This is a genomic window from Rhizobium halophilum, from assembly GCF_021648825.1.
In the GTDB taxonomy this organism is placed as follows: domain Bacteria; phylum Pseudomonadota; class Alphaproteobacteria; order Rhizobiales; family Rhizobiaceae; genus Neorhizobium; species Neorhizobium halophilum.
Map to the genome: position 1 here is coordinate 446,727 of NZ_JAKJHS010000001.1, position 25,786 is coordinate 472,512.

Genomic DNA, 25,786 nt, shown 5'->3' on the forward strand with positions numbered 1-25,786 from the left:
CCAATCTCCCAATCGGCGGCCTTCGTTTCTCCCTCCGAGAATCGTCTTTCTTAGCCGAGGCCAATAAACGACAGGATGGCAAGAACGATGACGACTGCTCCAACGAGCCAGATGATGCTGTTCATGTTTCTCTCCTTTTCTTTTGCGAGGAATTCGTGATCAAGCCATACCGATCAGGTTGAGGATGGCGATCACAATCACCACGGCGCCCACCAACCACACGATGCTGTACATGGTTTTCTCCTGTGTTTCTCGGCAGGTTGAACGGTGGCATGGTAAAAAGGTTCCAGCCCCTCCGGGTTGGAACAATGGCATGGAGTTCGTGTTGAACGGTCTGCGACATTGTCGATGTCGCCGAGCACGGGGAGAGTATGACGGAAGAGATCTCTCGAGTATCACAACTGCGACCGGCGCGCCCGCACGTCGTCATCATTGGCGGCGGCTTTGCAGGACTCGCCTGCGCCCGAAGCCTCGGCAACGCCGAGATCGATGTGACGGTCATTGACAGGCGCAATCACAATCTCTTCCAGCCGCTCCTCTATCAAGTCGCAACCGCTGCGCTGTCGCCTGCCGACATCTCGGAGCCCATCCGCCGAACGCTTGGCCGCTACCGCAACATCAAGGTCATGCTCGCCGAGGTCAATGGCGTGGACCCCACAACGAAATCGGTTCGATTCGATGACGGCGGTGCGGTAAGCTACGATCACCTCGTCATAGCAACTGGATCGGAATACAACTACTTCGGCCACGATGAATGGCGGGCGTGGGCGCCGGGGCTCAAGACGATACATGAAGCGCGCCTCATCCGGCAGCGGTTGCTGGTCGCCTTCGAGAAGGCTGAACGAACAGATGACCCCGAGGAAAAACAGAGGCTTTTGACCAGCGTCGTCATAGGCGGCGGCCCAACCGGTGTGGAGATGGCAGGTGCCATCGCCGAACTGGGACGTTTCATGATTACCCGGGATTTCCGCGACCTCTCTCCAAACCATTTCAAGGTCATCCTGATCGAGGCGGCACCGCGACTGCTCGCCGCTTTTCCCGAGAACCTGGCTCGATACGCCGAAAGATCCCTGGTGGAGGGGGGAGTTCAGGTGCTCACCAATACGCCCGTCGAGAACATCACCAAGAGCGAAGTCATCGCTGGCGGCAGGACGTTTTCGACAGGCTGCGTCGTGTGGGGCGCAGGAGTAAAGGCCTCTCCTGCCGCAAGCTGGTTGGGGATCGAAGGCAAGGCTGGCGGGCGCATCCCCGTTGAACCAGATCTTGCGGTCCAGGGCTTCAACGACATCTATGCGATCGGCGATACGGCCCTTGGAATGGGGGAGAGCGGAAAACCGCTCGCGGCCCTGGCGCAGGTTGCCAAGCAACAAGGGGACTACCTCGGAGAAGCGCTCAAGGCCAAGCTGCTTGACGGCCGGGCGCCGGAGGCATTTCGCTTCCGCGATCGCGGGAACACCGCCGTTATCGGACGCAATGCGGCGATCTTCGACTTCGGCACCTGGCAGATGAAAGGCAGGTTGGCCTGGCTCCTTTGGGCGATGGTCCACGTCTATCTGCTCGTGAACTTCGAAAAGCGTCTGCTCGTCAGCATCCAGTGGATCTGGCGCTATGCCACACGTCAGCGCGGCGCGCGCATCATCGACGAGAACGCCGCCACCCAGGTGCCGGCTTCGACACGAAGGACGGAAACATGAACACCGCAAACCCACAGTTGGAAGGTCTTTACCTCGCCATTGCCTCAATCAACCGTCTGCTGGTGAGCAAGGGCATCGTCAGCTATTCTGAACTGCAACAGGTGCTGCAAGAGGCGGAACAGACAGTCCTGAACGACCAACAACCGCTTGATGTCTCACTATCGCATCAGAAGGCGGTCGCGTTCCCCATCCGTGTGCTGCTCCTGGCCAATGAAGCTGCCGAACGCGGTGATACGTTCGACTTCGAGGATCTGGCCCGCGAAGTCGGCCGCCGCACCTGAGGTGGCCGGATGACTGCCAAAGCCTCATCTGGCCCAACACATGCCGCCATCCCCAGCGACGGCGCGTGGGACGCTACCTTGTCCCTTTTGCGCGAGGGCTACTACTTCATCCCGAACCGCTGCCGTCGGCTGAACAGCGACATCTTCCGGGCCCGCCTCACGCTCACCGACGTGATTTGTATGCAAGGTCCGGAAGCAGCCGAGCTCTTCTATGGCGACGCACCGCTTACCCGCCAGCAAGCCATGCCGCAGACGGTGCTCCGCCTCTTGCAGGACAAGGGCAGCGTCCAGCAACTGGATGGGGACGCTCACAGGCACCGAAAGGGGCTGTTCATCTCGATCCTCATGGCTCCGGGCGAGGTCGAGCGTCTGCGGCACGCTTTCCGGCGGGAGTGGCTGGCCCGGCTTCAGTCTTGGGAGAACCATGAAAAAGTCGTCCTGATCGACGAAGTCCATCTGATCCTTACCCGCGCGGTCTGTAACTGGGCAGGCGTGCCGGTCGGCGACAGTGAAGAGATGGCGACGGAACTTGCAGGCATGGTCGAATATGCCGGTCATTTCCGTCCGGGCACCGTCGGAGCACTTTGGCGCCGACGTCGGACGGAGCGGCATGTGAGAAAGCTGGTGGCGGAGGCACGGGCCAAAAGGGGCAGCGTGGACCCGTCCCTGCCGCTCAACCGCGTTGCGGCCTTCCGCGACGTCGACGGCGAGGCGCTCAGCGTCGATGTGGCCGCAGTGGAGATAATCAACATGCTGCGTCCGGTTGTTGCCGTCGGGCGCTTCATCGTCTTTGCGGCACTCCAACTGCATGAGAAATCCGAATGGGCCGACCTCTTCCGCAACGGCCATGAGGATCGATTGGAGCAGTTCGCCGAAGAGGTCCGGCGCATCAGCCCCTTCTTCCCTTTCATCGGCGCAAGGGCGCAGGAGGACGTGCGTTGGCGCCAGCATATCTTTCCAAAGGGGCAGTGGTTTCTGCTCGACCTCTTTGGCACCACCCACGACCCGAAGCTCTTTCCTCATCCGGAAGTGTTCCGTGACGATCGTTCCATCTCCTGGCGCGATCAAGGCTATGATTTTATCCCGCAAGGTGCAGGACACGTCGCCTCGACCCACCGCTGCCCAGGCGAGATGATGACCGTCGAGTTGATCAAGGAATCCGTGAGGCTACTGAGCCAGGAAACTTTTTACGTTGTCCCGCCTCAGAACCTTTCCGTCAGAATGAACCGTGTGCCGGCCCTCCCCGAGAGTGGCTTCGTCATTGAGCAGGCGAAGGCGCGGCCCTTGTTGTGAGCCGCGCCCGGGGCATCACAGAATCGGCTTTCCGCCGGTTACGGCAATGGTCGCGCCGGAAACGTAGCTGGACAGCGGATCTGCAAGCATGACGTAGGCGGTCGCAAGTTCAGCTGGCTGCCCCGGCCGCTGCATCGGCACCTGCTTGCCAAACTGCGTCAGCCGATCGCCTGTCATTGTGGACGGGATGAGTGGCGTCCAGATCGGCCCCGGGGCAACCGCATTCGCTCGGATTTCCTTTTCCGCAAGCAGCTGCGCGAGGCCCGCGGTGAAATTCTGGATCGCGCCCTTGGTGGTGGCGTAGGCAAGCAGGGTGGGGCTTGGGGAATCCGAATTGATCGATGCCGTGTTGATGATCGAGCTGTTCGGCTTCATGTGCGGCACGGCAGCCTTGGTGAGGTAGAACATCGCATGGATGTTGACCCGGAAGGTCAGTTCCCATTCCTCGTCAGTGATGTCTTCGATCGAAGATAAGGTCGCCTGATGCGCCGCATTGTTGACAAGGATATCGATGCCGCCGAGTTCGCTGACGGCTGTGTCGATGATTCTGCGGCAATGCTCCGCCGACTGAATATCGCCGGGCATCAGGATGGCCTTGCGTCCCGCCTCCTCGACATGCCGTTTGGTCTCCTGCGCGTCATCGTCCTCCTCCAGATAAGAGATCAGCACATCGGCACCTTCTCGTGCATAGGCGATCGCCACAGCGCGGCCAATGCCGCTGTCGCCGCCCGTAATCACGGCCTTTAGCCCCTTCAGTCGACCGGAGCCGCGATAGCTTTCTTCGCCGTGGTCAGGAATGGGCTGCATGTCTGCCGTACGGCCTGGCATCGGCTGCGTCTTTTCCGGAAACGGCGGCTTGGGATAGTGGCTCATGGCGTCCTCTTCTGCTTTGATGGGTTGCCCGCCCAACCCGAGCCCCCTGCGCTAGGTTCCCAAGGAATGTCAGATACCTGGCCCCAGCGGCCGCATCTTCTTCAATAACTTCAACAACAGTGTCTTCTTCCGGAACTCTCTGCTTCCGACCGTGTTTCTCGTTCTTCTGCAGCTGCCGGAGGGGCGGACTGCAACCGAATACCGGCGAAGGAGAGGCAGCATGGACGTCATCATGATCGGAGCGGGATATGTGGGATTGACCACCGGTGCTTGCCTTGCCGAACTTGGGCACAGGGTCACCTGCGTGGACAACGACGCTTCGAAGGTGGCGAGGCTGAAGCGGGCAGAGATACCGATCTACGAACCGGGCTTGTCGGAACTGATCGGCAAGCTTGTCTCTGCCGGTCGTCTATCCTTTTCGGATGATCTGGCAGAAGTTGCGCCTCATGCGCAGCTTGCCTTCATCGCGGTTGGCACCCCCTCTGCGCCCAATGGCGACATCGACCTCTCCTATGTGAAGAACGCTGCGGTTGGTCTTGCCCCGCTGCTGAAGCCGGATGCCGTGATCGTCATCAAGTCCACTGTCGTCGCCGGCACGGCGAAATTGGTACGCGAACTGGTGACAGAGGTGCGCGGCAGGGACGACGTTCATGTCGCCTCCAATCCGGAATTTCTGCGGGAAGGCTCCGCGATCCGGGACTTTCTTGAGGCGGATCGGATCGTAGCGGGAGCCGACGACCGTCGCGCGGCAGAGGTTCTGGCGCTCCTCTACGAGCCGCTACGGGCGAAGGGTGTTCCATTTGTCGCCACCAACACCACCAATGCGGAAATGATCAAATATGCGGCCAATGCCTTTCTTGCCTTGAAGATCGGCTTCATCAACGAGGTCGCGGATCTTTGTGAGGCGGCAGGAGGAGACGTGGCCGCCGTTGCAGACGGCATTGGACTGGACCACCGGATCGGCCGCGCGTTCCTCAATGCCGGGCCTGGCTTCGGGGGCTCTTGCTTCCCGAAGGACACGCGCGCCTTTGCCGCCATCGGGCGCCGCTATGGGCAGCCGCAGTTGATTGTCGAGACGTTGATCGAGCGCAACGAGGCACGCAAGGCGGCGCTGTCGGATCGTATCCTTTCAGAACTTAAGGCAGGCAGCAGGCGCGTTGCCATCCTCGGCACGGCCTTCAAGGCGAATACGGACGATGTGCGCGACTCGGCTGCGCTTACGGTCATCCCGCTTCTGAAGAAGGCTGGCGCAAAGATCACCGCCCATGATCCGAAAGCCCGCCACGAGACGGAACGGCATCTGAAAGGAATTTCGTGGGCCGACTGCCCCTATGAAGCCGCCACCAATGCCGATGCAGTGGTAATCCTGACCGAATGGGAGGAATATGCAGCGCTCGACCTGGCACGCCTGGCGAAGGCGATGGCGGGCCGCAGTCTTCTTGATTTTCGCAATCTCTTTGCGGCCGAAGAGGTTAACCGCCATGGCCTGAGATACATAGCTACCGGCAGGCGCCCCGCCGCCCCCATTTCCAGCATCCACAGCCAACCGACCGGTGCCGGAAGCGGCGATTGGAGCGAGATCGCAGCTGCTCCGGCGTGACATTCTGCAACAAGCACAAGAAAAGGGCGCGGCCGGGGCCGCGCCCTTTTCTTTGACAGGGACGCTCGTTCACGCGCCGGGGGTTACCAAGCCGTCGCCCCCACGCAGGCGCCGTAACTGGTCTACGATCCTGAGCGAGCCGGACGCACGCGCGGCGGAAAAGTCGCTGCTCTTGGAAAGGATGCGCAGCATGTCCTCCGCCTCGTCGGCCGAAATGGTGCCGCGTGCCGCCAACCCGTCGATGAGGAGCAAAAGTGCTCCCTCCACGGCAAGCGCTCTACGGTGAGCTTCCCGGTCGTTGTTATTTTCTACATCAAGCATGTCAGGCTCCCTGCTGGCTACCTGACGAATTAGTTCAGCCGATAAAAGTTCCGACTATTCCTCAGGTTGCAAAGGTTCCGGCGCCGCCGCCGAGGGATTCTGCGGGTGACTTGAACGATCCCACTTCCCCTGCTCTGCCTTGTAGAAATACTGGCTCGCAACGAGCCATCCCTTGAGGGGTCGAAGAGGCGGAATGCAGGTCAGCAGCATGAAAGGCAGAGAGGTCAACAGGTGAACCCAGAACGGCGGCTGGAACGCCACTTCGATCCAGACTGCCAGCGCAACGCTCGGGACGCAGGCGAAGCAGATGACGAAGAAGGCGGGACCATCGGCCGGATCGGCAAAGGAGTAATCGAGGCCGCAGACTTCGCAGTTGGGACGCAGCTTCAGGAAGCCATCGAACAGATGACCTTGGCCGCAACGCGGGCAGCGACCTCGCACGCCTGTGCTGTAGGGTGACAGGGGGGCCCATTGGGCGTCAGATGTCATGTCCAGTCCTTCCAAGATTCCTGGATGCGATACCGTCCAACCGGCACCGCCATCAAGTGTTTCCGCCAGCACGCGGCAATGTGACCCGCTTCCGATGACACTGAAGAGGAACCTTTGACCTCGCTTCCTGTTCAACGCAGCAAAAGAGATCCTCCACTCAACCCGCCCCGCATCCTCAGGAGACGAGCATGAACCCCGTGGACACAGGAAATGGATTGGCCGTTGTCACAGGCGCATCAACCGGCATCGGTTTTGAACTCGCAAAATGTGCCGCGCAAGATGGCTATGATCTCGCCATTGCCGCCGACGAACCCCGTATTCAGGAGGCCGCGGCCAAGCTGAGGGAATTCGGCGTTCAGGTAGAAGCGATGCAGGTTGATCTTGCAACCCGCGAAGGTGTCCGCCGTTTCGTCGACGGCATCTCCTCCTTGGGCCGACCCATCGATCTGCTGATGGCGAACGCCGGCCGAGGGCTGGGCCATGGCTTTCTGGACGAGGATCCGGATGACGCTCAACGGGTTGTGGATACGAACATCACCGGGACCATCCACCTCGTGCACGCCATTGGCAACCGCATGCGCACGCGCGGATCCGGCCGCATCCTTTTTACCGGCTCGATTGCCGGCTTCATGCCCGGCGCCTTTCAGGCGATCTACAATGGCACCAAAGCCTTCATCAACAGCTTCTCCTTTGCTCTTCGGGAGGAACTGAAAGGCAGCGGCATAACCGTCACCTGTCTGATGCCGGGGCCGACGGAAACCGAGTTTTTTGAACGGGCGGACCTTCTGGACACTGCGGTCGGCCAGGGCAAGAAGGATGATCCGGCTTTCGTGGCGAAGGTCGGCTTCAAGGCGATGATGAACGGCGAAGGTGATGTCGTTGCCGGAATGAAAAACAAGATGATGTCGGCAGCCGCCAACGTCACGCCAGCAGCTGTGCTGGCGGGCCAGCATCGAAAGATGGCGGAGCCAGGCAGCGGGAAATCCAATTGACGAGCAAGGAACTCGTGTCGAGCCTCTCCATCCGTCAGTCGTCGCCGAACAGCCAGTCACGATAAACACGCCGGGAAACCAGCCTCAGGCTGCGATCGGGCTGGATCACATAGCGTTCCACGACCCGTTGCCCGAACTCGTTGCGGAATTCGTGAGAGATTGGGCTCCCGATCGGCGCCTTGGTCAGCCGGGTGCGCGGCTGGCCACCGTAGGTGATGCTGCCCGGGATGGGCTCAAGTGCCGGCGACGTCGTGGCGACGTATGTCGTACAAGCGCTCAGAAGGAGCGCCAGAGCGGAAATCGATGCCATCTTCTTCATCGTTGACCTTGCCTTTCCCTGTCGCTGCAGAACGGCAGCCGGCCTCACGGGTTCCCGATCACGCCGTCCCGCTGCGCAGCCGGTTGTGGACCGTCACGGCCGCGATCTCGCCGTGGGCCATGGCCACGCCCAGCTGGTTGAGGCCTGTAACCACATCTCCGGCGGCAAAGCAGCCGTCAATATTCGTCTCCTGGTGCGATCCCGTAGTAATCCGGCCGTCCTCCTCCAGACGAACGCCCAGTTGCGCCGCCAGTTGCGAGCGGGGCCGGACACCGAGGGCAGTATAGAGCACGATGCCGTGAAGTTGCTGCCCCCCCTCCAACTGGAGATCGACATCTCCGGTCCCTGTTTTGGAAACATTCCCTAGCGGTGCCGAAAGGACATCAATATCGTCGTCCTGCAGTGAGGCAGCCGTCGCATCATCCCACTTGGGCGCCTGCCCCAGCGTAAGGATGAAGATCGAGCTCGTAAACGTCTTGAGAAAGCGGGCTTCCGCGACGGCGCGCATACTGGCCCCGATGACCGCAACCGGGCGGCCAGCAATCTCGTAGCCGTCGCAGATCGGACAGATCCGCAGATAGCCCTCCGAAACAAGATCGTAGGGATCGGGCAGCGGCGGCAGGTTATCCTCCAACCCGGTCGCCAGGATGATGTTTTGGCCGGCAACGGCACGACCGCTGATCTCCGCCTGGAAGAAACCGTCCTGCGTCTTCTCAAGCTTCGTTACCGCACCATCGACCACCGGAACCCCGAGTTCCTGCATCTGCTCGCGCATGCGAGCGAGCAGATCGCGCCCCTTCACGCCCCCGGGGAACCCGGGGTGATTATAGGACCGTGGGATGAGTCTGGCCCGGCTGCGCCCGCCGTCCACCAGCAAGGCCTTCCGGTTCATCCGTGCTAAGTAGATCGCGGCCGTCATGCCGCCGGGACCTCCGCCGATCACGAGACAATCAAAGGGAACCCGAGAGAGTGTTCCGTTGGGCGATGTGGCTACAGACACGTCCTTCTCCGCATTTTCAGCAAGCGCGTTAACTCCGCCGCCGGCTCGGTGTTCCGAGGCGCACGTGCTGCACAGTCATGGAGACGCACGTCAGCGGCCACCATGGCATGGTCGTCCTGCACGGGCGGACAATGGTTATAGCAGTCGCTGCAACTTCCGCCCTCAGCACCCGTTGAACGTGTCAAAATAAAAGGAATGGGAATGGCGAGGAAGAGTGCCGGGTTGCTGATCTTTCGCCACACGGGCAATCGCCGCGCCGAGGTTCTGCTCGGCCATCCCGGCGGCCCCTTCTGGCACCGCAAGGACGCAGGCGCCTGGACAATCCCCAAAGGGCTCGTTGGAGCGGACGAGGATCCGCTTCTTGCAGCACAGCGGGAAACGACAGAAGAACTTGGCCTGAAGATCTGCGGCGAATTCCACTGGCTCGGCAGCTACACGCAGCCGGGCGGCAAGCTGGTTCTGGTCTGGGCTGTGGAGCCATAGGCAGCGATCGATACAGCAGCCATCGTCAGCAATGGCTTTGAAATGGAATGGCCGCCCCGCTCCGGGCGCTTGCAAAGCTTCCCGGAGATCGACCGTGCAGCCTGGTTTCCGCTGGACGAAGCGCGCCACAAAATCCTCAAGGGACAGGCTCCCATGCTCGATGATCTGGAGACGTGGCTAGCGGCATCTGGCGGGAGCAAGTGAAGGCGCTGTTCAGCCTGACAGAACGTTGTTTTCCGTCGCGGATGAAAATTAGGGCATTCTGCCTATTGCTGCGGCAGAAGCTCTGCTAATCGGAAGCTCCCTTCACGCGGTCTTCCCAATGTCGTTTTTCCGTCGCCTCAACCCCCTGATCGTCCCTGTCAGCCCGGCCGAGCGCATCCGTGCCTCGCTGGGGGCGCTGGTAGGGATCTTGCTTACGGGGCTGCTGAGCGAGATGCTCCTGGGCGCCGGCAGCAGCTTCCCGTTGCTGATCGCGCCCATGGGCGCGTCGGCGGTCCTTCTCTTTGCCGCTCCGAGCAGCCCGCTGGCGCAACCCTGGTCGGTCCTCGGCGGCAACCTTGTGTCGGCGACGATTGGAGTCACCTGTGCTCTCCTGATCGACGATCCCGTGTTGGCCGCAAGTACCGCCATCGCCTCCTCGATCGCTTGCATGCTGCTGCTCAACTGCCTGCACCCGCCAAGCGGCGCAGTCGCACTCACCGCCGTCCTTGCCGGCAGCGCGATCCATGATTGGGGCTACTGGTTCGTGCTGTCCCCTGTGGGTCTCAATTCCGTGCTGCTGCTTGTCAGCGCCTATGCCTTCAACAATGCTACCGGGCGGCGGTATCCTCATCTTGCGCCGTCGGGTGCAACCAACACACACGGCACCGCCGATGCCCTGCCCTCACAACGTATCGGCGTGGTCCCCGGCGATATCCGGGCGGTGCTGGAACAGTATGACGAAGTGGTCAACATCAGCCTGGATGACCTGGATGCCCTGCTCCATCAGGCGCAGATTCGCGCCTATGAGCGCCGTTCGGGTGAGAGTACCTGCGGCGAGATCATGTCCCGAGACGTTCTCACGGTCGAGCCAGAGACCCCTATCAAGGCGGCATGGCGATTGCTGGCACAGGCCCACATCAAGGCACTCCCGGTGGTAACGGTCGACCGCGAGCTTGTCGGGATCGTGACCCAGACCGACTTCATGCGGATGTCCATGCTCAACGAGCGCGGCGGCTTGAGCCTGCGCATCCAGGCAGGGCAACTCGTTCGCCGCAGCGGCGTGCCGCGCACCGTCGAAGACATCATGACGCGTCGCGTCCAATCCGCCCTTCCGGAAACAATGATCGCCAAGCTGGTGCCGCCAATGGCAGACATGGGGCTGCATCACATGCCGGTCGTCGACCACGACAACCATGTCGTCGGCATCATCACACAATCGGACCTCATCGCCGCCCTGTTCCAGAGCGGGCGTGGTACTGCCACGAGCCTTGCCGAAGCGGTCTGATCCCAGACACCACTGCGGTAAGCGCGAGAGCATGGCGGCCGCCCGACCTGCGCAAAATGTCCGTATTCCGGGGTGACGGAGGCCTTGCCCCTCCCACGATAAGCGGAACCAACTGCGCCGCCGGCTGTTGCACATGTTCAATGGAGGGAGGGATATATTGGACTGGAGCGAATTGTTCTTTCAAGGATGGGAAAACGTGGTGAGGACGCTTGTCGTCGGAGTCCTTGCTTATGTCGTGCTCATCCTGTTCATCCGGATTTCTGGCAAGCGCACGCTGGCCAAGCTGAACGCCTTCGATCTTGTGGTGACCGTGGCTCTTGGCTCCACCCTTGCGTCCATCCTCCTTCAGAAATCCATTGCCCTCACCGAAGGTGCGGTCGCCCTCGGCCTCCTGATTGGCCTGCAATATCTGGTGACGTTTCTTTCCGTCAGGTCCCACGGCTTCGCCAAGTTGATCCGTTCGCAACCAACCCTTCTCGCACGGAGCGGCGAGTTCTGCAGCGACGCCCTGCTCCACCAGCGACTGACGGAAGACGAGGTACTGTCGGCCGTGCGATCCCAGGGACTCGATGGATTGAAACAGGCAGAAGCCGTGATCCTGGAAAGCGACGGCTCTGTCAGCGTCATCCGCAAATCGGAATAACAGGAAAAAACCTCTCTTTCGTTGTTGGCTATGCCCGGAAAGGCCGGTTGCCGGACACTGGAGAACCGGGGTTGGAACAGCGGTTTTGGCCGCCCGGCTGTCAGAGGAGAAATCCAGGCGCTTGTAGAGGTAGAAGAAGACGCACTGCGCCGGGTCCTGATCCAGCGCAGGAACGCGGTCCAAAAATTTTTTCCGAAGGTTCTTGAACAGGCATTTTTCGCCAACCAGATCTATCGCATCGGCAGCCATATTGGGGCCGATAGACCGGAGACGCAGGTTTTCGGTGGCGTCTCCAATCCATGTTGCTTTACGGAGGATATGGTAATGAGAACGGAACTCGACTTCACCCCCCTCTTTCGGTCCAGCATCGGCTTCGACCGTCTCTTTAATCTGCTCGACAATGCACAACGGCTACAGGCAGTTGATCTATGGCCACCCTACGACATCGTGAAGCTTGGCGATGACCAGTACGAGATCACGATGGCAGTGGCAGGCTTTAGCCAGAGCGATCTTGACATCACCCAGGAGCGCAACGTCCTGGTCATCAAGGGCGGCAAGGCAGAGAAGAAGGAAGGTGAGTACCTACACCGAGGGATCAGCGGCCAGTCATTCGAGCGGCGCTTCGAGCTTGCTGACCACGTCCATGTTAAAACGGCAAGCCTCGCTGACGGGCTCCTTCGAATTGTCTTGAAGCAGGAAGTCCCTGAGGCGATGAAACCCCGGCGGATCGCGATCGGGGATGCATCGGGAACGACGGCGCCGCCGCTACAGATCGAAGCCGACAAGCAGGTCGCTTAAGATCATCGAACGTCATAGGTAGGGAAGATCGCCGGTGTCAGGCCCGCGTGATGCGGGCCTGACAAAGGCTTGATGGACCAGACGAATACCGAGCAGATCGGGCCCCTCTGCAGGAACCTCCCGTACTACGCCGCAAATCCCGAAGCTGAATCGTAAGAGATGGTAGCGGGAGAGGGACTTGAACCCCCGACACGCGGATTATGATTCCGCTGCTCTAACCACCTGAGCTACCCCGCCACAAGACCCTGAGGTTCAGCGGGCTGAACGTCGGGTCCGTTTGGATGTGCGGCTTATAAAGCTGGCCTCGCGGCAGTGTCAAGCACGCTTTCTCCAATTTGTCCTTGAAAGACGGCGCCTTTAGGGTGCCCCACTCAAGCCGCGACGGGGGTCGACAGAAGAGCTTGCAGTGACGCCTCAGCCTCCGCTGCCCGCTCCGATCGCTCGATGAAGCCACCGCCCCAGACACGGGCATCCGCGCCTTCCGCGGAATAAAGCACGCAGGCTTGGCCCGGCGCCACACCGGCTTCCCCAACCGTCAGATCGACATAGATCCCCTTCTCGTCGCAATGAAGCGTCACAGGGGTCGGCGGGCGGGTCGAGCGCACTTTTGCAAAGCAGAAGAAGCCATCCTGTGCATCTTCCTGCAGCGTACGGTCGCCAATCCAGTTCACGTCACGCAGGTAGACGCGGCGCGTATCAAGCGCTTCTTTGGGGCCAACGATCACCCTGCGTCCGCGCGCATCGAGATAAACGACATAGAGCGGATCTCCGGTGGCAACCCCAATGCCACGACGCTGGCCGATCGTATAATGGAGGATGCCCTCGTGCCGACCAAGCACGCGCCCGTCGATGTGGACGATGTCACCGCCGAGCGCTGCATTCGGCTTCACCTTGTTGATGATGTCGGTGTAGCGTCCCTGCGGCACGAAGCAGATATCCTGGCTGTCTGCCTTCTTGGCGACGACCAGCCCCATGTCCTCGGCAAGCGCTCTCACCTCCGCCTTCGACATGCCCCCGAGCGGAAAACGCAGGTAGTCTATCTGCTCCTGGGTCGTCGCAAACAGGAACCAGCTCTGGTCTCGATCGCTGTCGATCGGCCGGTAGAGCGCGCGACGGCCCGGATTGTCCGGTGCCGGGTTCGGCCGCGAGCGGATGTAGTGACCGGTCGCCAGCGCGTCGGCGCCAAGTTCCTTTGCCGTCGCCAGGAGGTCCGCGAACTTGACCGTCTGGTTGCAGGCGACGCAGGGGATCGGCGTCTCGCCCATTGCATAGGCTTCGGCAAACGGGTTGATCACTGCGTCGCGGAAGCGCTTCTCATAATCGAGCACGTAGTGCGGTATGCCGAGCGTTTCGGAGACACGTCGGGCGTCGTCAATGTCCTGGCCCGCACAGCAAGAGCCGGCGCGATGGACTGCGGCGCCATGATCGTAGAGTTGCAGCGTGATGCCCAGCACGTCGTAGCCCTGGCGCTTCAGCAACCCCGCAACGACGGAGGAATCCACGCCACCGGACATGGCGACCACAACGCGGGTATCTTCCGGCCTCTTGTCAAAATCCAGCGTACTCACAGGAACTCTCTTCGTTCAGCCGCCGGTCTGCATCGAAGCGGCGCAACAGGTCTCCAGCGGGATCGGCCGCGGGAAGATTGTGAGGCCGGATATAGAAAGGAATGGCCGGCCATGCAAGGCGCAGCCTCTCCCTTACGATTGCAGCGACGCCCTCTGCGAGACTTCCGCGGCAGCCGCATTGCCGGTTGCATCCATCGTACCTTCCGCGCGGACCCTCGGCAGGCTGGAGGGGTAGGCATCTTGGATGAAGTCGATCAGCTTTTCGCGAACCTCGCAACGCAGGTCGAAGGCACTTCCAGCGTTGGCTGCCGAGACGAGGATGCGAACCTCCATGACGCTTTCCTTGAAATCGGTCACGGCCACGTTGACCACGTCCCGGTCCCATAGTGGCGACGCTGCGGCAATTTCCTCGACCTTGCGGCGGATCTCGCCCACCGGAACGCTGTAGTCGAGATAGATGATCACCGTGCCGATGAGTGCCGCTCCTTCACGCGTCCAGTTCTGGAACGGCTTTTCAATGAAGTAGCCGAGAGGCAAAATCAGGCGGCGCCAATCCCAAAGCTTGACCACCACATAGGTGGAGGTGATTTCCTCGATCTTGCCCCATTCGCCCTCGACGAGCAGCGCATCATCGATGCGGATCGGCTGGGTGATGGCAAGCTGAATGCCGGCAAAGAGGTTCTTGAGGACAGGCTGCAGCGCCAGGCCAAGAACGATACCGGCAACACCGGCAGATGCCATCAGCGACACACCGTACTGGCGAATACCCGGGAAGGTCATCAGCACTGCGGAAACAGTGAGGGCAATAATGACAGTGGCCGCCACCCGCTCCATGATCCGCGCCTGGGTCACATGCTTGCGGGCGAGCAGGTTGTCCTCTGCATCGAGCTTGAAGCGTCGCAGGTAGACGGTCGTCCAGATGTGCAGCGCGGTTCTCGCCATCCAGCCGACAACAACGATGAAGCAGAGAAGCAGTATGTGCCGAAGCAAGCTCTCCTGATTGTTGTTCAGGGGCGCGGCCACTACGCCCAGCGACAACGTCCAGGTCAGAATGGCGAGCCGCAGCGGTCGCCGCGTACGTTGAACAAGAGAGCGCCAGAAAAGATCACGCTTTTCGGCCAACCGGGTGGAGGTCCGGAAGATGACCGTGTGGAGGAGCAGCCCGAGGACGAACGACACGAGCAGAATCAGGATGCTGAGGATCGGATCAGGCATCCAGCGGACGAATTGGTGAATATATTGTTCCAGACGTGCTTCCATGCCTGTTAGGTTAGGGTGCGATGCGGCATGGAAAACCCCCGCGGCAACATTTCCCTTGTTCCGGCGTTGGCATGGCAAACACGGAGGAGAGACTTGAACATCGGAGACGACTTCAATCTCGAGCGCTTCGTCGCCGCCCAAGAGTCGGTTTATCGCCAGGTGCTCCTGGAACTCGGCGATGGGCGAAAACGGTCACACTGGATGTGGTTCATCTTTCCGCAACTGGATGGCCTCGGCACCTCGCCCACGGCGCGCCACTATGCCATCAGGTCTCTGGAGGAAGCGCAGGGCTACCTCCTGCACCCGCTGCTGGCCCCCCGCCTGGAGCAGTGCACGAACATGATGCTTCTTCATTCGGGCAAGAGCGCCCACGACATCCTCGGCTCGCCCGATGACCTGAAATTCAAGAGCAGCATGACGCTGTTTCAAGCCGCCACGCAAAAGGGCTCGCTTTTCGAGCGAGCCCTTGAAGTCTTCTACGAAGGTGAGCGTGACCAACGGACGCTCACGATTCTTCGTTAGGCGACCTGGATCGCCGACAACTGCCACTCGCCGCCCATCTTGCGAACGAAGGTCCAGACCTCCACGGTTTCGGTTGCATTCTCCGAATCCCCTTCGACCACGGCGCCGGTATTGCGATCGCGCATGAAGTCGACACTGGAATAACGCATTGCGACGGTCGCATACTCCTGCCCGTTCTCGCGCCAGGCCTCGGAAAGATCACCCTGAAGCAGCGTCACGTCGCGGACCTCGTTCTTCAGTCCCTTGGTTGCATTCTCGCCAAGCTCCTCGGCGAGGTAGGACATCGCCTCTGGAGTCGTGATGGCCCGCAGAGCCGCATAGTCTTCAGCGGCATAACCGGCCTGTACTTCAGCCAGAAGCTTCTCGAACTGCCCAAGGTCGCGGTTGGTGATGCCGATCTCATCGGTAGCATCCGATGCATAACGCACGGTTTCCGGCGCGCCTGCGGCAGCCGCAGCACTCGGTCCACCGCCGATCTTGGGGATCTGGAAGGACGAACCGCGCTGCTGCGGTGCCTCATAGGCATTGCGAGCGTGCGTCCCGGCAGGGCCTGACGCGGCCGGCTGCTGGCGGCGCGCGAAGAAGCGCATGGCCAGCATGGCGAGGCCCGCGATCAGCGCGATCTGCAGTAGCATGCCAAGGAAGCCAGCGGCACCTCCGAAACCGGAGCCCATGAGCATACCGAACAGGCCGCCGAGGAAGAGGCCGCCAAGCAAACCGCCGGCAAGGCCACCAAACAGGCCGCGATTCTGGTTCTGCGGACGCGCAGCGTTTGGAGCTGCGGCGTTCTGCTGCTGGGTGCGCGGCGCCATGGTGCGGTCAACCGGTGCAGCCTGATTGGGCGCAGTCCGGGTAACGGCGGGCGCATTGAAGGTGCGCGAACCACGGCTACCGAAGCCGCCGCCACGACGCGCTTCGGCGAAATCGACGGCAGCCAGTGACACCGCCATGGCGATCGCTGCGACCGCAAAGACATGCCTGAAGCGCCGGATGGATGAAAACATTCTGATCTCCTCTGCGTCCGCAACTCTACGGACCTTTCCCCATATAGCGATAGATGCCCGATTTTTAAGAGCAGTTCCACCGTGAGCGCCGCGTCTACAGCCTTTTTCTATGACAACTGCGCCCGCAGCCGGTTGCAGCAGCACAAGGGAAAGCCCGGAGCGACATCCGTCACTCCGGGCTTTCCATGCTGGTCCTTGGGAGGACGATCAGTCGACGTTGAACGTGAGCGGCTTGGCCTGGCGGATTGCCGGATGGGCCGTTAGCCTGTCCAGGACCTCTTGCTTCACCGGCTCGTCTACATAGAGAAGCGCGATAGCGTCGCCACCCTGCTGGTCGCGACCGAGCTGGAAGTTGGCGATGTTGACGCCGCCTTCGCCGAGTGTCGTACCCATGAAGCCGATCATGCCGGGCACGTCAGTGTTGGAGATGTAGATCATATTCTGACCGACATCGGCATCCATGTTGATGCCCTTGATCTGGATGAAGCGCGGCTTGCCGTCGGAGAAGACGGTGCCGGCAATTGAGCGCGTCTGATTTTCCGTCGTCACCGTCAGCTTGATGTAGCCGTCATAGACGCCGGTCTTGTCGCGCTTGACTTCGGAAAGCACGATCCCCTTTTCCTTCACCATGATCGGCGCCGAAACCATGTTCACGTCCGACACCTGGTTGCGGATGAGACCCGCCAGCAGCGCGCTGGTGAGTGCCCGGGTGTTCATGTTGGCCGTGGAACCGTCATAGAGAATCTCGATCTGCTTGATCGGGCTTTCGGTCACCTGTCCGGCAAAGGCTCCCAGAACGTCTGCCAGACGGATGAAGGGCTTCAGGATTGGCGCCTCTTCCGCGGTGATCGACGGCATATTGATGGCGTTGGACACCGCGCCCTTGACGAGGTAGTCGGACATCTGCTCGGCAACCTGCAGAGCAACATTCTCCTGGGCTTCCGTCGTGGAGGCACCCAGATGCGGCGTGCATACCACGTTGGGCAGGCCAAACAGCGGGCTTTCGGTAGCAGGCTCAACCTCGAAAACGTCGAAGCCCGCGCCGGCTACGTGACCAGCCTTGATGGCCTCTGCAAGCGCTGCCTCATCAACGAGACCGCCGCGGGCACAGTTGATGATGCGCACGCCCGGCTTCGTCTTGGCCAGCGCTTCCTTCCCAAGGATACCGCGCGTCTTGTCCGTCATCGGAACGTGCAACGTGATGAAGTCGGCCTTCGCAAGCAGTTCATCGAGTTCGACCTTGGTGACGCCCATCTCCTGCGCCCGTTCGGCGGAAAGGAAGGGATCATAGGCTAGAACATGCATGCCAAGCCCGATTGCCTTCTTGCAGACGATGCCGCCAATATTGCCCGCACCGATGACGCCGAGGGTCTTGCCGGTGATCTCGACCCCCATGAACTTCGACTTTTCCCACTTACCAGCCTGCGTCGAGGCATCGGCTGCAGGAAGCTGGCGAGCTACGGCAAACATCAGTGCGATGGCGTGTTCGGCCGTGGTGATGGAGTTGCCGAAGGGCGTATTCATCACGATGATGCCGCGCTTGGAGGCAGCAGGAATGTCGACATTGTCGACACCGATGCCCGCACGGCCAATGACCTTGAGGTTGGTCGCCGCGGCGATCAGCTTTTCGGTGGCCTTGGTGGCGGAACGGATGGCAAGACCGTCGTAGTTGCCGATGATCTCGGCGAGCTTTTCCTTGTCCTTGCCGAGCTTTGGCTGGAAATCGACTTCTACGCCGCGATCGCGGAAGATCTGAACGGCGGTTTCTGACAGTTCGTCGGATACGAGTACGCGAGGTGCCATGATGTGGGCTCCCTTAAAATGGGTTCAGTCTCTGGATTGGATGGGCCGATCCCGCTGATGCGGGACCGGAAAGGCGTCAAGTCAGGCCGCAGCCTTGGCGAGCGCAGCTTTCTGCGTCTCGAATGCCCATGAGAGCCAAGGCATCAGCGCTTCCATATCGGCGGTCTCGATCGTGGCACCGGCCCAGATCCGCAGACCTGAAGGGGCATCGCGATAGGCGCCGATGTCGAGGGCCACTCCCTCCTTCTCGAGGATGGAGACCATACCCTTGGCGAATGCCGCCTGGGCGTCGGAATCGAGAGCCGTGACCGTCGGGTCGACGATCTTCAGGCAGACGGAGGTGTTGGAGCGCGTCTCGTCCTTCACGGCGAGGTTGGCGATCCAGTCATTCTGGTCAACAAACTCAAAGATGACCTTCGCATTGGCATCGGCGCGGGCAATGAGAGTCTTCAGACCGCCGAGCGACTTCGCCCAGTTGAGCGCATCCAGATAGTCCTCGACGCAGAGCATCGACGGTGTGTTGATGGTCTCGCCGGTAAAGATGCCCTCGATCAGCTTGCCGCCCTTGGTCATGCGGAAGATTTTCGGCAGCGGCCAGGCAGGAACATAGCTTTCAAGTCTCTCGACCGCGCGCGGCGAGAGGATCAGCATGCCGTGACCGCCCTCCCCGCCCAGCACCTTCTGCCAGGAGAAGGTGACGACGTCGAGCTTGGACAAGTCCATGTCCTGCGCGAAGGCCGCCGACGTAGCGTCGCAAATGGTCAGGCCCTTGCGATCCGCCGGAATGAAGTCGGCGTTCGGCACGCGAACGCCTGAAGTCGTGCCGTTCCAGGTGAAGACGACGTCACGGTCGAAATCGACATCGGCGAGGTTCGGCAACAGGCCGTAGTCGGCCTCGAACTTGCGCACATCCTTCAGCTTCAGCTGCTTGACGACATCGGTCACCCAGCCGGCGCCAAAGCTCTCCCAGGATAGCATGTCGACGCCGCGCTCGCCGAGCAGCGACCAGAGCGCCATCTCGACGGCCCCGGTATCGGACGCGGGCACGATGCCGATACGGTAGTCCGCCGGCACGTTCAGAACTTCACGGGTAAGGTCGATGGCCTGCTTCAGCTTTGCCTTGCCGATCTTGGCGCGGTGCGAACGACCGAGCGGAGCATCAGAAAGCGCTTTGAGCGACCAACCGGGGCGCTTCGAGCAAGGGCCAGAAGAAAAATGGGTATTGTTCGGACGGGTGTCCGGCTTTGCGAGATCGCTCATATGGCTATCCTTCCAGATAGAAAGCTCCTCGTTGGGGAGGAGTGTCCCGCCGCCGTGGTTAATCCTCGCTTCCATCCTAGTCAAGCGGAAATCACGCTCCCGGGCTACACCCTGGGGCTTGCGGGGAAACGAAAAAGCCGCCGGAGCGATCCGGCGGCCTTCTGCTGAAAAACGTTCGACGATCTTATTTGTAGACGAACGGCTCGACCGGCGGCTCGTAGCTGACGGGGGTGTCGCAGCCGCCGAAGACGTAGCGAGCGCCAGCGTGGACGCTGTGGCTATAGAAGCCCTTGTCACGTCCTGGGCCGCCGTTGTCGGCATAGCCAAACATGTCGCCCCCGAGGGTGTGACGGAAGCGGTAGCCGACGTCACCCTTGACGTTGCACGTGATGTCGAAGGACGCGCCCGCCATCAACTGATAGGCAAAGCGCCAGCTTCCGTCACCGTCGTGCTCCGTCGTGTCGCAGGTTCCGCCGGTGCAGATGGTATTACGCAGCCTGTTCCACTTGACATAGGAGCCACCGATACCTGCGCCGACATAGGGCGTGAAGTAGGCGTAGGAGCCGAGATCCACGTAAGCGTTCGCCATTAGGGTGTAGGCGCGCATCTCAGAGGCATCGCTTGAAGTGCAGGTGACGCCGCCGCAGAGGCCGGTGGTCGACCCCCGGAAATCAGTCTTGAACATGTGATCGAACGTCACGTCAGTCCGGAGGTAGCCGTTGACCTGGTAGCCGACGCCAGCGCCTGCCCAGAAGCTATCCTTAAGTGACGCGCTCGTGAAGTCGACGAGTGTATCGTTGCTCCCCTGGAAATACTCAACGCCCCGGCTCTTATTGAAGCTATACCCGATGTCACCGCGTAGATACCAGCCGCTCGCCTCCTGCACGGTGATCTCAGGCGCATCCATGATGGATGGCAACGGTTCTGGTTGATAGACATCAGCGGAATGGGCGGCACCGGCCAACAGCACCAATGCGGCAGCCCCAAGCAGGCTCTTACTCATGGCTTCATCTCCAAAGCTCGTCTGCATTGGCCATGACCCGCGCGGGCGTACCAATGGGTTGATCTGCGATGGATAATGAAGTGAAAAAGTAAAGGGTGGCTTAACTATAGCCGTTAACTACGACTCCAAATAAAAAACCGGCCAGAAGCCGGTTTTTTATGTGATCGTTCTTCCTGTGCTCGCTACGCCGCGGTCCGGACGCTTGAGATGGCACCTATCAGGCCGTTGACGATGCGCTCTATTTGACCTTCGTCGTCGCCCTCTGCCATGACACGAATCAGTGGCTCCGTGCCGGATGGCCGAATGACAAGGCGGCCCTTACCGGCCAGTTCCGCCTCCGCATCGGCGATGGCCTGTTGAACGATAATATCCTCAAGCGGCCTGCCCCCGGAGAAGCGGACATTTTTCAGCAGTTGGGGCACCGGCTCAAAGCGGCGGCACAGCTCGCTGACCGGGATGCCTAGCCGCTTCACCCTCGAAAGGATCTGCAGAGCGGCCACCAGACCGTCCCCAGTCGTGCCGAAGTCGGACAGGACGATATGACCGGACTGCTCGCCACCGAGATTGAAGTCGTGATTGCGCATGTGCTCAACCACATATCGGTCGCCGACCTTCGTGCGGGCCAAGCTCAGCCCCTTCTCCGCAAGAAAACGTTCCAGCCCAAGGTTGGACATAACGGTAGCGACGATACCGCCGCCGCGCAGCTTTTCTTCTGCGGCCCAGCTCTCCGCAATAACCGCCATCAACTGATCGCCGTCGATGATGGCGCCCGTCTCGTCGACGATGATGACGCGATCAGCGTCCCCATCGAGCGCGATCCCGATGTCTGCCCGTACTTCATGCACCTTCTTTTGCAGACTTCCGGGGCTTGTCGAGCCACAGTTGAGATTAATGTTGCGGCCGTTCGGCTCGTTGCCGATGGTCACAACGTCGGCGCCCAACTCCCAGAGCGCTGTTGGAGCAACCTTATAGGCTGCTCCATTGGCACAATCCACCACCACTCGCAGCCCTTGAAGGGTCACGTCGCGGGGCAGCGTTCTCTTGGCATGCTCCACGTACCGGTCGTCGATGCCGTCGATGCGCTTGGCTCTTCCGATATCCGCCGACTTCGCCAGTTGGGGCGAAAGATCCCTCTCGATCAGGTCCTCGATCCGGGCTTCGATCTCGTCGGAGAGCTTGTAGCCATCGGGACCAAACAGCTTGATCCCGTTGTCCTGGTAGGGGTTGTGCGAGGCAGAGATCATCACGCCCACGTCCGCGCGAAGCGATCGCGTCAGCATCGCAACCGCCGGTGTCGGAATGGGTCCGAGAACGAAAGCATCCAGTCCGGCTGCGGTAAATCCGGCCACCATCGCGTTCTCGAGCATGTAGCCGGAAAGACGCGTGTCCTTGCCTATCACCACGCGGTGCCGGTGATTGCCATTGCGGAAGATCGTGCCCACGGCGATCCCCACCCGCATCGCTAGATCCGGCGTCATCGGGAAGACATTGGAATGGCCGCGGATGCCATCTGTACCAAAGTATCGGCGTGTCATGCATGCTCCTTCGTCACGGCCCGTCATGGCGCCTACCGCGGCAGATGCCGCATCGAGCTTTCAATGCCCGTCGGAGGCTGCGGTCATGCCACATCCACCCGGGTTTGACACGTAAAATAGCGTCAAAAGGGATTACATCTCGTTACCAACGCAAAAGGCCACCTGCGGGGGACAGATGGCCTTTTTCACGTTCCTCAAAGGCAGTCAGTGCGGCTGGGGCTCAAGTCCACCTTCTGCTTCACCGCTCTTGGGCTCATCTTTCTTGGCACCAGCGCTGGGTACGGCCGATCCTCTTGTCGGAGGAGCCTCGTCCACATCTCTGGATGGCTTCTGGCCCTTAATGAGCGCCTTGATCTCCTCGCCGGTCAGGGTCTCGTACTCGAGCAGCCCTTCAGCGATGGCGACAAACTCGTCGTGATGGTCCGTCAGGATCCTGCGTGCTTCGGTATAGGCTTCATCGATGAGGCGACGCACTTCGGTGTCGATCTTCTGCGCGGTGGACTCCGAAACGTTCTTGGACTGCGAAACCGAATGTCCGAGGAACACTTCCTGCTGGTTTTCGCCATAGGCAACTTGCCCCAGGATATCGGAGAAGCCCCACTGGGTGACCATCGCACGGGCAAGCTTCGTCGCCTGCTCAATGTCCGACGAAGCGCCCGAGGTGATATTCTCCTTGCCGAAGGTCAGTTCCTCCGCGACACGACCGCCCATCATGATCACCAGACGGGAGATCATCCACTTGTAGCTCATCGAATAGCGGTCGCCCTCAGGCAACTGCATGACCATGCCGAGCGCGCGACCACGCGGGATGATTGTCGCCTTGTGCAGGGGATCGGCAACGGCGACTTTGAGTGCTGTGATTGCATGGCCTGCTTCATGGTAGGCCGTGAGCTTCTTTTCTGCTTCCGTCATGGCCGAGGAGCGGCGCTCGGCGCCCATCATGATCTTGTCCTTGGCATCCTCGAACTCGGACATCGTGACGACGCGCTTGTTGCGTCTCGCCGCCATGAGTGCCGCCTCGTTGACGAGGTTCATCAGGTCTGCGCCAGAGAAGCCGGGCGTGCCGCGGGCAAGAACCTTCAGGTCGACGTTCGGCGCGAGCGGGACGTTGCGTGCATGAACCTTCAGGATACGTTCGCGCCCGACGATATCCGGGTTCGGTACGACCACCTGGCGGTCGAAGCGGCCGGGACGCAGAAGTGCCGGGTCGAGAACATCTGGACGGTTGGTTGCGGCGATCAGAATGATGCCTTCATTGGCCTCGAAGCCATCCATCTCGACCAGAAGCTGGTTCAGCGTCTGCTCCCGCTCGTCGTTACCGCCGCCAAGACCGGCACCGCGATGTCGTCCCACGGCATCGATTTCATCGATAAAGATGATGCAGGGCGCATTCTTCTTGGCCTGCTCAAACATGTCGCGGACGCGGCTCGCGCCGACGCCGACGAACATTTCGACGAAATCGGAACCGGAGATGGTGAAGAAGGGGACGTTCGCCTCGCCTGCAACGGAACGGGCGAGAAGTGTCTTACCCGTACCCGGAGGTCCGACGAGGAGAACGCCGCGCGGTATGCGTCCGCCCAGCCGCTGGAATTTCTGCGGGTCGCGAAGAAACTCTACGATCTCTTCCAGGTCCTGTTTTGCCTCGTCTACGCCTGCAACGTCTTCAAAAGTGACGCGACCATGTGCTTCCGTCAGAAGCTTCGCCTTGGACTTCCCAAAGCCCATCGCGCCACGAGAGCCGCCCTGCATCTGGCGCATGAAGAACAGCCAGACGCCGAGGATCAGCAGCATGGGGAGAAGCGTGCCGAGGTAGCTCAGGAAGCCAGATGAACCATCCGTTTCCGGACGCGCAACGATCGTGACGTCGCGCGACTGCAGACGCTCTATCAGCGTGTCGTCGATAACCGGCGAATAGGTCTGGAAGCTGGCGCCATTTTCCTGATAGGTGCCGATCACGCGGTTACCAGTGACCACGACCTCCCGCACGCGGCCAGAATCGACCTCGCTCAGGAACTGAGAATACGGAATCTCCCGAGAGCCCGACTGTGATGGCGCCGTCTGGAACATGCTGAACAGCGCAATCAGCAGCAGCGCAATGATCGCCCAAAGAGCGAAATTTCGAAAGTTTGGGTTCATCGAACTCCCCGGAAGTGTGTGGCAGCCCTGGAGCGGCCTTGCTTGCCCGTTAACATAGGGTTGCGGCGACTGCTTGCCAAGGCGAACAGGAGGGACTGGTTACCTTTTCCATTCCAAACCGACCCACGTCGGCGTCGGGAACCGCTCGCATCCGAACAATTGCCCCAGCGTGCTTGCAAGCCGCAGGTCAAAACAGGGTAGAAACCGGTCAAACGGGGAAAGGATGGGTGCGATCATGATGGTGTGATCTGCCCCCCTCGCCTCAGGCAGCGCCCGAGCCGCCCGCATTGCCACGGATGCCGGTGCCCGGGGGAACAACTCCTGTGCCCGCTCACGATTCACGCTGGCGGAACCCACGGTGACGGTGCCGGGCCCCCTGTTGGTAATGACGAAACGGCCATCCCAGCCGAGTGCCGTCTGTGGCGGCACCGTCACGTCTGGGAGGTCGCGCGTTTCCCTGCAAAGGTAAAGGGCGTCGCGACGGAAGTCGAAGATCACGCGCCCCGCTGTGATCCGCCCCCGGGCACCCTCCCCGATCGCCTTCAAGACCCGCTCCATGCTGCTTGTTCCCGGGCCCTGAGCACGACCGCCCAGGACTGCAGCACAGACGGACAGCGCATAGCGCAGAACCGACATATCGCCACGCAATGCCGATAGCGGAAGCCGCATCAGCGCCGCATGCTGCACAACCGCATGCTCCGCAAGCAGCGTTGCCGCCGCCTCCGACAGCGATCGCCGCCGCTCGCCGGCCAAACCGATCTGCGCCGGGGGCTCTGCCGCGGGAGAGACGGGCGTCATCCGCATCCTTGCGCGCTCATAGTGCGTGTCCGCGTTGGAAGGATCATCTATCCAGTCCTGCCCTCTTGAACGGAGGAAATCTCTGATCGTCGCGCGCCGCGTCTGAAGCAAGGGACGAACCAGCCAGAACCGCCGATACAGCAGGACGAGATCCGCCATGCCGGCCAGCCCGGGCCGATCGGAGCCTGCGCCGCGGGCAGCACGCATTGCCACCGTTTCCCACTGATCATCGACAGTGTGCCCGGTAACAATGAAGTCGGCGTCAGCCTCGTCGGCGGCTTGGCAGAGCAGCCCGTAGCGCGCCTCTCGTGCGGCAGCAGAAATGCCGGTCGACGGTTTTTCACCCTGCCATACCATCGTCCTATGAGGGATGTGCAGTCTCTGGCAGAGCGCCGCGACGAAAGCGGCCTCTTCCGCGGCTTCCGACCGAAGCCGATGGTCTACGGTCGCGGCGACGAGGGTTACCTTGTCGGAAGCATGCTCGGCGAGGGCATGCAGAAGTCCGAGCGAGTCACTGCCGCCCGAGACGGCGACAAGCAATCGCAAGGGTCGCGGCGCCTGTTGCAGAAAATTATCTATCGCCTCGTTGATGGACAGGAATGGCCGCGTGCAGGCGATCAAC

General features: G+C 60.9%; 23 protein-coding genes, 1 tRNA gene and 1 pseudogene. 10 read left to right on the top strand and 15 right to left on the bottom strand.

Going from position 1 to position 25,786, the window contains the following annotated elements:
- The first annotated feature begins 371 nt into the window (after positions 1-371).
- The 3 genes from LXM96_RS02325 to LXM96_RS02335 are packed head-to-tail and all read left to right on the top strand — an operon-like array spanning position 372 to position 3,268.
- Positions 372-1,694 carry an NAD(P)/FAD-dependent oxidoreductase gene (locus LXM96_RS02325; RefSeq protein WP_239996739.1) on the top strand — a complete coding sequence of 441 codons (1,323 nt, stop codon included), beginning with the start codon at positions 372-374 and terminating at the stop codon, positions 1,692-1,694.
- Positions 1,691-1,975, top strand: a complete 285-nt coding sequence (locus tag LXM96_RS02330) for a hypothetical protein (RefSeq protein WP_239996740.1) — start codon at positions 1,691-1,693, stop codon at positions 1,973-1,975. The genes LXM96_RS02325 and LXM96_RS02330 overlap by 4 nt, the downstream gene beginning before the upstream one ends.
- A gap of 9 nt (positions 1,976-1,984) precedes the next feature.
- Positions 1,985-3,268: a cytochrome P450 gene (locus tag LXM96_RS02335; RefSeq protein ID WP_239996741.1), complete on the top strand. Its 1,284-nt coding sequence runs from the start codon at positions 1,985-1,987 to the stop codon at positions 3,266-3,268.
- Positions 3,269-3,283: 15 nt separating this feature from the next.
- Here the strand turns inward: LXM96_RS02335 and LXM96_RS02340 are convergent, their stop codons facing one another.
- The gene (locus LXM96_RS02340; protein ID WP_239996742.1) at positions 3,284-4,141 is read right to left on the bottom strand and encodes an SDR family oxidoreductase; all 858 of its coding nucleotides are present in this window, start codon (positions 4,139-4,141) and stop codon (positions 3,284-3,286) included.
- A 220-nt stretch (positions 4,142-4,361) separates the two neighbouring features.
- Here LXM96_RS02340 and LXM96_RS02345 point away from each other — a divergent pair, with 220 nt between their 5' ends.
- Positions 4,362-5,741: a UDP-glucose dehydrogenase family protein gene (locus LXM96_RS02345; protein ID WP_239996743.1), complete on the top strand. Its 1,380-nt coding sequence runs from the start codon at positions 4,362-4,364 to the stop codon at positions 5,739-5,741.
- A gap of 69 nt (positions 5,742-5,810) precedes the next feature.
- Here the strand turns inward: LXM96_RS02345 and LXM96_RS02350 are convergent, their stop codons facing one another.
- Complete coding sequence (locus LXM96_RS02350; protein ID WP_239996744.1) at positions 5,811-6,062, bottom strand: hypothetical protein; 252 nt, start codon at positions 6,060-6,062, stop codon at positions 5,811-5,813.
- Positions 6,063-6,116: 54 nt separating this feature from the next.
- The gene (locus LXM96_RS02355; protein ID WP_239996745.1) at positions 6,117-6,551 is read right to left on the bottom strand and encodes a DUF983 domain-containing protein; all 435 of its coding nucleotides are present in this window, start codon (positions 6,549-6,551) and stop codon (positions 6,117-6,119) included.
- Positions 6,552-6,739: 188 nt separating this feature from the next.
- On the opposite strand from LXM96_RS02355, the gene LXM96_RS02360 reads away from it, so the two are divergent.
- Positions 6,740-7,543 carry an SDR family NAD(P)-dependent oxidoreductase gene (locus tag LXM96_RS02360; protein WP_239996746.1) on the top strand — a complete coding sequence of 268 codons (804 nt, stop codon included), beginning with the start codon at positions 6,740-6,742 and terminating at the stop codon, positions 7,541-7,543.
- 34 nt (positions 7,544-7,577) lie between these two features.
- On the opposite strand, the gene LXM96_RS02365 is transcribed toward LXM96_RS02360, so the two are convergent.
- Entirely contained in the window at positions 7,578-7,862 is a 285-nt protein-coding gene (locus LXM96_RS02365; RefSeq protein ID WP_239996747.1) for a hypothetical protein, read from the bottom strand.
- Positions 7,863-7,920: 58 nt separating this feature from the next.
- The gene (locus LXM96_RS02370; RefSeq protein ID WP_239996748.1) at positions 7,921-8,862 is read right to left on the bottom strand and encodes an NAD(P)/FAD-dependent oxidoreductase; all 942 of its coding nucleotides are present in this window, start codon (positions 8,860-8,862) and stop codon (positions 7,921-7,923) included.
- Positions 8,863-9,063: 201 nt separating this feature from the next.
- Here LXM96_RS02370 and LXM96_RS02375 point away from each other — a divergent pair.
- The 4 genes and pseudogenes from LXM96_RS02375 to LXM96_RS02390 all read left to right on the top strand — a co-directional run bounded on the left by LXM96_RS02375 (position 9,064) and on the right by LXM96_RS02390 (position 12,275).
- Positions 9,064-9,549: pseudogene (locus tag LXM96_RS02375) on the top strand (NUDIX domain-containing protein).
- A gap of 118 nt (positions 9,550-9,667) precedes the next feature.
- Positions 9,668-10,834 carry an HPP family protein gene (locus tag LXM96_RS02380; RefSeq protein WP_239996749.1) on the top strand — a complete coding sequence of 389 codons (1,167 nt, stop codon included), beginning with the start codon at positions 9,668-9,670 and terminating at the stop codon, positions 10,832-10,834.
- A gap of 133 nt (positions 10,835-10,967) precedes the next feature.
- Positions 10,968-11,477 carry a DUF421 domain-containing protein gene (locus tag LXM96_RS02385; protein ID WP_449619155.1) on the top strand — a complete coding sequence of 170 codons (510 nt, stop codon included), beginning with the start codon at positions 10,968-10,970 and terminating at the stop codon, positions 11,475-11,477.
- A 324-nt stretch (positions 11,478-11,801) separates the two neighbouring features.
- Positions 11,802-12,275, top strand: coding sequence for an Hsp20 family protein (locus LXM96_RS02390; RefSeq protein WP_239996750.1), 474 nt, complete (start codon positions 11,802-11,804; stop codon positions 12,273-12,275).
- Positions 12,276-12,435: 160 nt separating this feature from the next.
- On the opposite strand, the gene LXM96_RS02395 is transcribed toward LXM96_RS02390, so the two are convergent.
- From LXM96_RS02395 to LXM96_RS02405, 3 genes are all read right to left on the bottom strand, one after another.
- Positions 12,436-12,512 (bottom strand) — tRNA-Met (locus LXM96_RS02395).
- A gap of 134 nt (positions 12,513-12,646) precedes the next feature.
- Complete coding sequence (mnmA, locus tag LXM96_RS02400; protein ID WP_239996751.1) at positions 12,647-13,843, bottom strand: tRNA 2-thiouridine(34) synthase MnmA; 1,197 nt, start codon at positions 13,841-13,843, stop codon at positions 12,647-12,649.
- Positions 13,844-13,975: 132 nt separating this feature from the next.
- Positions 13,976-15,103, bottom strand: a complete 1,128-nt coding sequence (locus LXM96_RS02405) for a mechanosensitive ion channel family protein (protein ID WP_394801870.1) — start codon at positions 15,101-15,103, stop codon at positions 13,976-13,978.
- 93 nt (positions 15,104-15,196) lie between these two features.
- Between LXM96_RS02405 and LXM96_RS02410 the strand changes: the two genes are divergently transcribed.
- Positions 15,197-15,625 (top strand): DUF1810 domain-containing protein, encoded by a 429-nt coding sequence (locus LXM96_RS02410; protein WP_239996752.1) that lies wholly within the window; start codon positions 15,197-15,199, stop codon positions 15,623-15,625.
- Here the strand turns inward: LXM96_RS02410 and LXM96_RS02415 are convergent.
- The 7 genes from LXM96_RS02415 to tilS form a co-directional block, all read right to left on the bottom strand.
- On the bottom strand, positions 15,622-16,629 hold the full coding sequence (locus LXM96_RS02415) for a Tim44 domain-containing protein (protein ID WP_239996753.1): 1,008 nt from the start codon (positions 16,627-16,629) through the stop codon (positions 15,622-15,624). The genes LXM96_RS02410 and LXM96_RS02415 overlap by 4 nt on opposite strands.
- A gap of 207 nt (positions 16,630-16,836) precedes the next feature.
- Positions 16,837-18,432, bottom strand: a complete 1,596-nt coding sequence (gene serA / locus LXM96_RS02420) for a phosphoglycerate dehydrogenase (RefSeq protein WP_239996754.1) — start codon at positions 18,430-18,432, stop codon at positions 16,837-16,839.
- Between the two features lie 81 nt (positions 18,433-18,513).
- A complete protein-coding gene (locus LXM96_RS02425) occupies positions 18,514-19,692 on the bottom strand; it encodes a phosphoserine transaminase (RefSeq protein WP_239996755.1) in 1,179 nt (392 codons plus the stop codon).
- 184 nt (positions 19,693-19,876) lie between these two features.
- On the bottom strand, positions 19,877-20,695 hold the full coding sequence (locus LXM96_RS02430) for an outer membrane protein (protein WP_239996756.1): 819 nt from the start codon (positions 20,693-20,695) through the stop codon (positions 19,877-19,879).
- A gap of 182 nt (positions 20,696-20,877) precedes the next feature.
- Positions 20,878-22,230, bottom strand: a complete 1,353-nt coding sequence (gene glmM / locus LXM96_RS02435; RefSeq protein ID WP_239996757.1) for a phosphoglucosamine mutase — start codon at positions 22,228-22,230, stop codon at positions 20,878-20,880.
- 204 nt (positions 22,231-22,434) lie between these two features.
- Positions 22,435-24,366 (bottom strand): ATP-dependent zinc metalloprotease FtsH, encoded by a 1,932-nt coding sequence (gene ftsH / locus LXM96_RS02440; protein WP_239996758.1) that lies wholly within the window; start codon positions 24,364-24,366, stop codon positions 22,435-22,437.
- Between the two features lie 99 nt (positions 24,367-24,465).
- Complete coding sequence (gene tilS, locus LXM96_RS02445; protein WP_239996759.1) at positions 24,466-25,785, bottom strand: tRNA lysidine(34) synthetase TilS; 1,320 nt, start codon at positions 25,783-25,785, stop codon at positions 24,466-24,468.
- Between the last annotated feature and the right edge of the window lies 1 nt (position 25,786).

Coding starts and splice junctions, on each gene's coding strand:
- LXM96_RS02325 (WP_239996739.1), top strand. CDS start 372: ATGACGGAAGAGATCTCTCGAGTATCACAACTGCGACCGGCGCGCCCG.
- LXM96_RS02330 (WP_239996740.1), top strand. CDS start 1,691: ATGAACACCGCAAACCCACAGTTGGAAGGTCTTTACCTCGCCATTGCC.
- LXM96_RS02335 (WP_239996741.1), top strand. CDS start 1,985: ATGACTGCCAAAGCCTCATCTGGCCCAACACATGCCGCCATCCCCAGC.
- LXM96_RS02340 (WP_239996742.1), bottom strand. CDS start 4,141: ATGAGCCACTATCCCAAGCCGCCGTTTCCGGAAAAGACGCAGCCGATG.
- LXM96_RS02345 (WP_239996743.1), top strand. CDS start 4,362: ATGGACGTCATCATGATCGGAGCGGGATATGTGGGATTGACCACCGGT.
- LXM96_RS02350 (WP_239996744.1), bottom strand. CDS start 6,062: ATGCTTGATGTAGAAAATAACAACGACCGGGAAGCTCACCGTAGAGCG.
- LXM96_RS02355 (WP_239996745.1), bottom strand. CDS start 6,551: ATGACATCTGACGCCCAATGGGCCCCCCTGTCACCCTACAGCACAGGC.
- LXM96_RS02360 (WP_239996746.1), top strand. CDS start 6,740: ATGAACCCCGTGGACACAGGAAATGGATTGGCCGTTGTCACAGGCGCA.
- LXM96_RS02365 (WP_239996747.1), bottom strand. CDS start 7,862: ATGAAGAAGATGGCATCGATTTCCGCTCTGGCGCTCCTTCTGAGCGCT.
- LXM96_RS02380 (WP_239996749.1), top strand. CDS start 9,668: ATGTCGTTTTTCCGTCGCCTCAACCCCCTGATCGTCCCTGTCAGCCCG.
- LXM96_RS02385 (WP_449619155.1), top strand. CDS start 10,968: ATGTTCAATGGAGGGAGGGATATATTGGACTGGAGCGAATTGTTCTTT.
- LXM96_RS02390 (WP_239996750.1), top strand. CDS start 11,802: ATGAGAACGGAACTCGACTTCACCCCCCTCTTTCGGTCCAGCATCGGC.
- LXM96_RS02405 (WP_394801870.1), bottom strand. CDS start 15,103: ATGGAAGCACGTCTGGAACAATATATTCACCAATTCGTCCGCTGGATG.
- LXM96_RS02415 (WP_239996753.1), bottom strand. CDS start 16,629: ATGTTTTCATCCATCCGGCGCTTCAGGCATGTCTTTGCGGTCGCAGCG.
- serA (WP_239996754.1), bottom strand. CDS start 18,432: ATGGCACCTCGCGTACTCGTATCCGACGAACTGTCAGAAACCGCCGTT.
- LXM96_RS02425 (WP_239996755.1), bottom strand. CDS start 19,692: ATGAGCGATCTCGCAAAGCCGGACACCCGTCCGAACAATACCCATTTT.
- LXM96_RS02430 (WP_239996756.1), bottom strand. CDS start 20,695: ATGAGTAAGAGCCTGCTTGGGGCTGCCGCATTGGTGCTGTTGGCCGGT.
- glmM (WP_239996757.1), bottom strand. CDS start 22,230: ATGACACGCCGATACTTTGGTACAGATGGCATCCGCGGCCATTCCAAT.
- ftsH (WP_239996758.1), bottom strand. CDS start 24,366: ATGAACCCAAACTTTCGAAATTTCGCTCTTTGGGCGATCATTGCGCTG.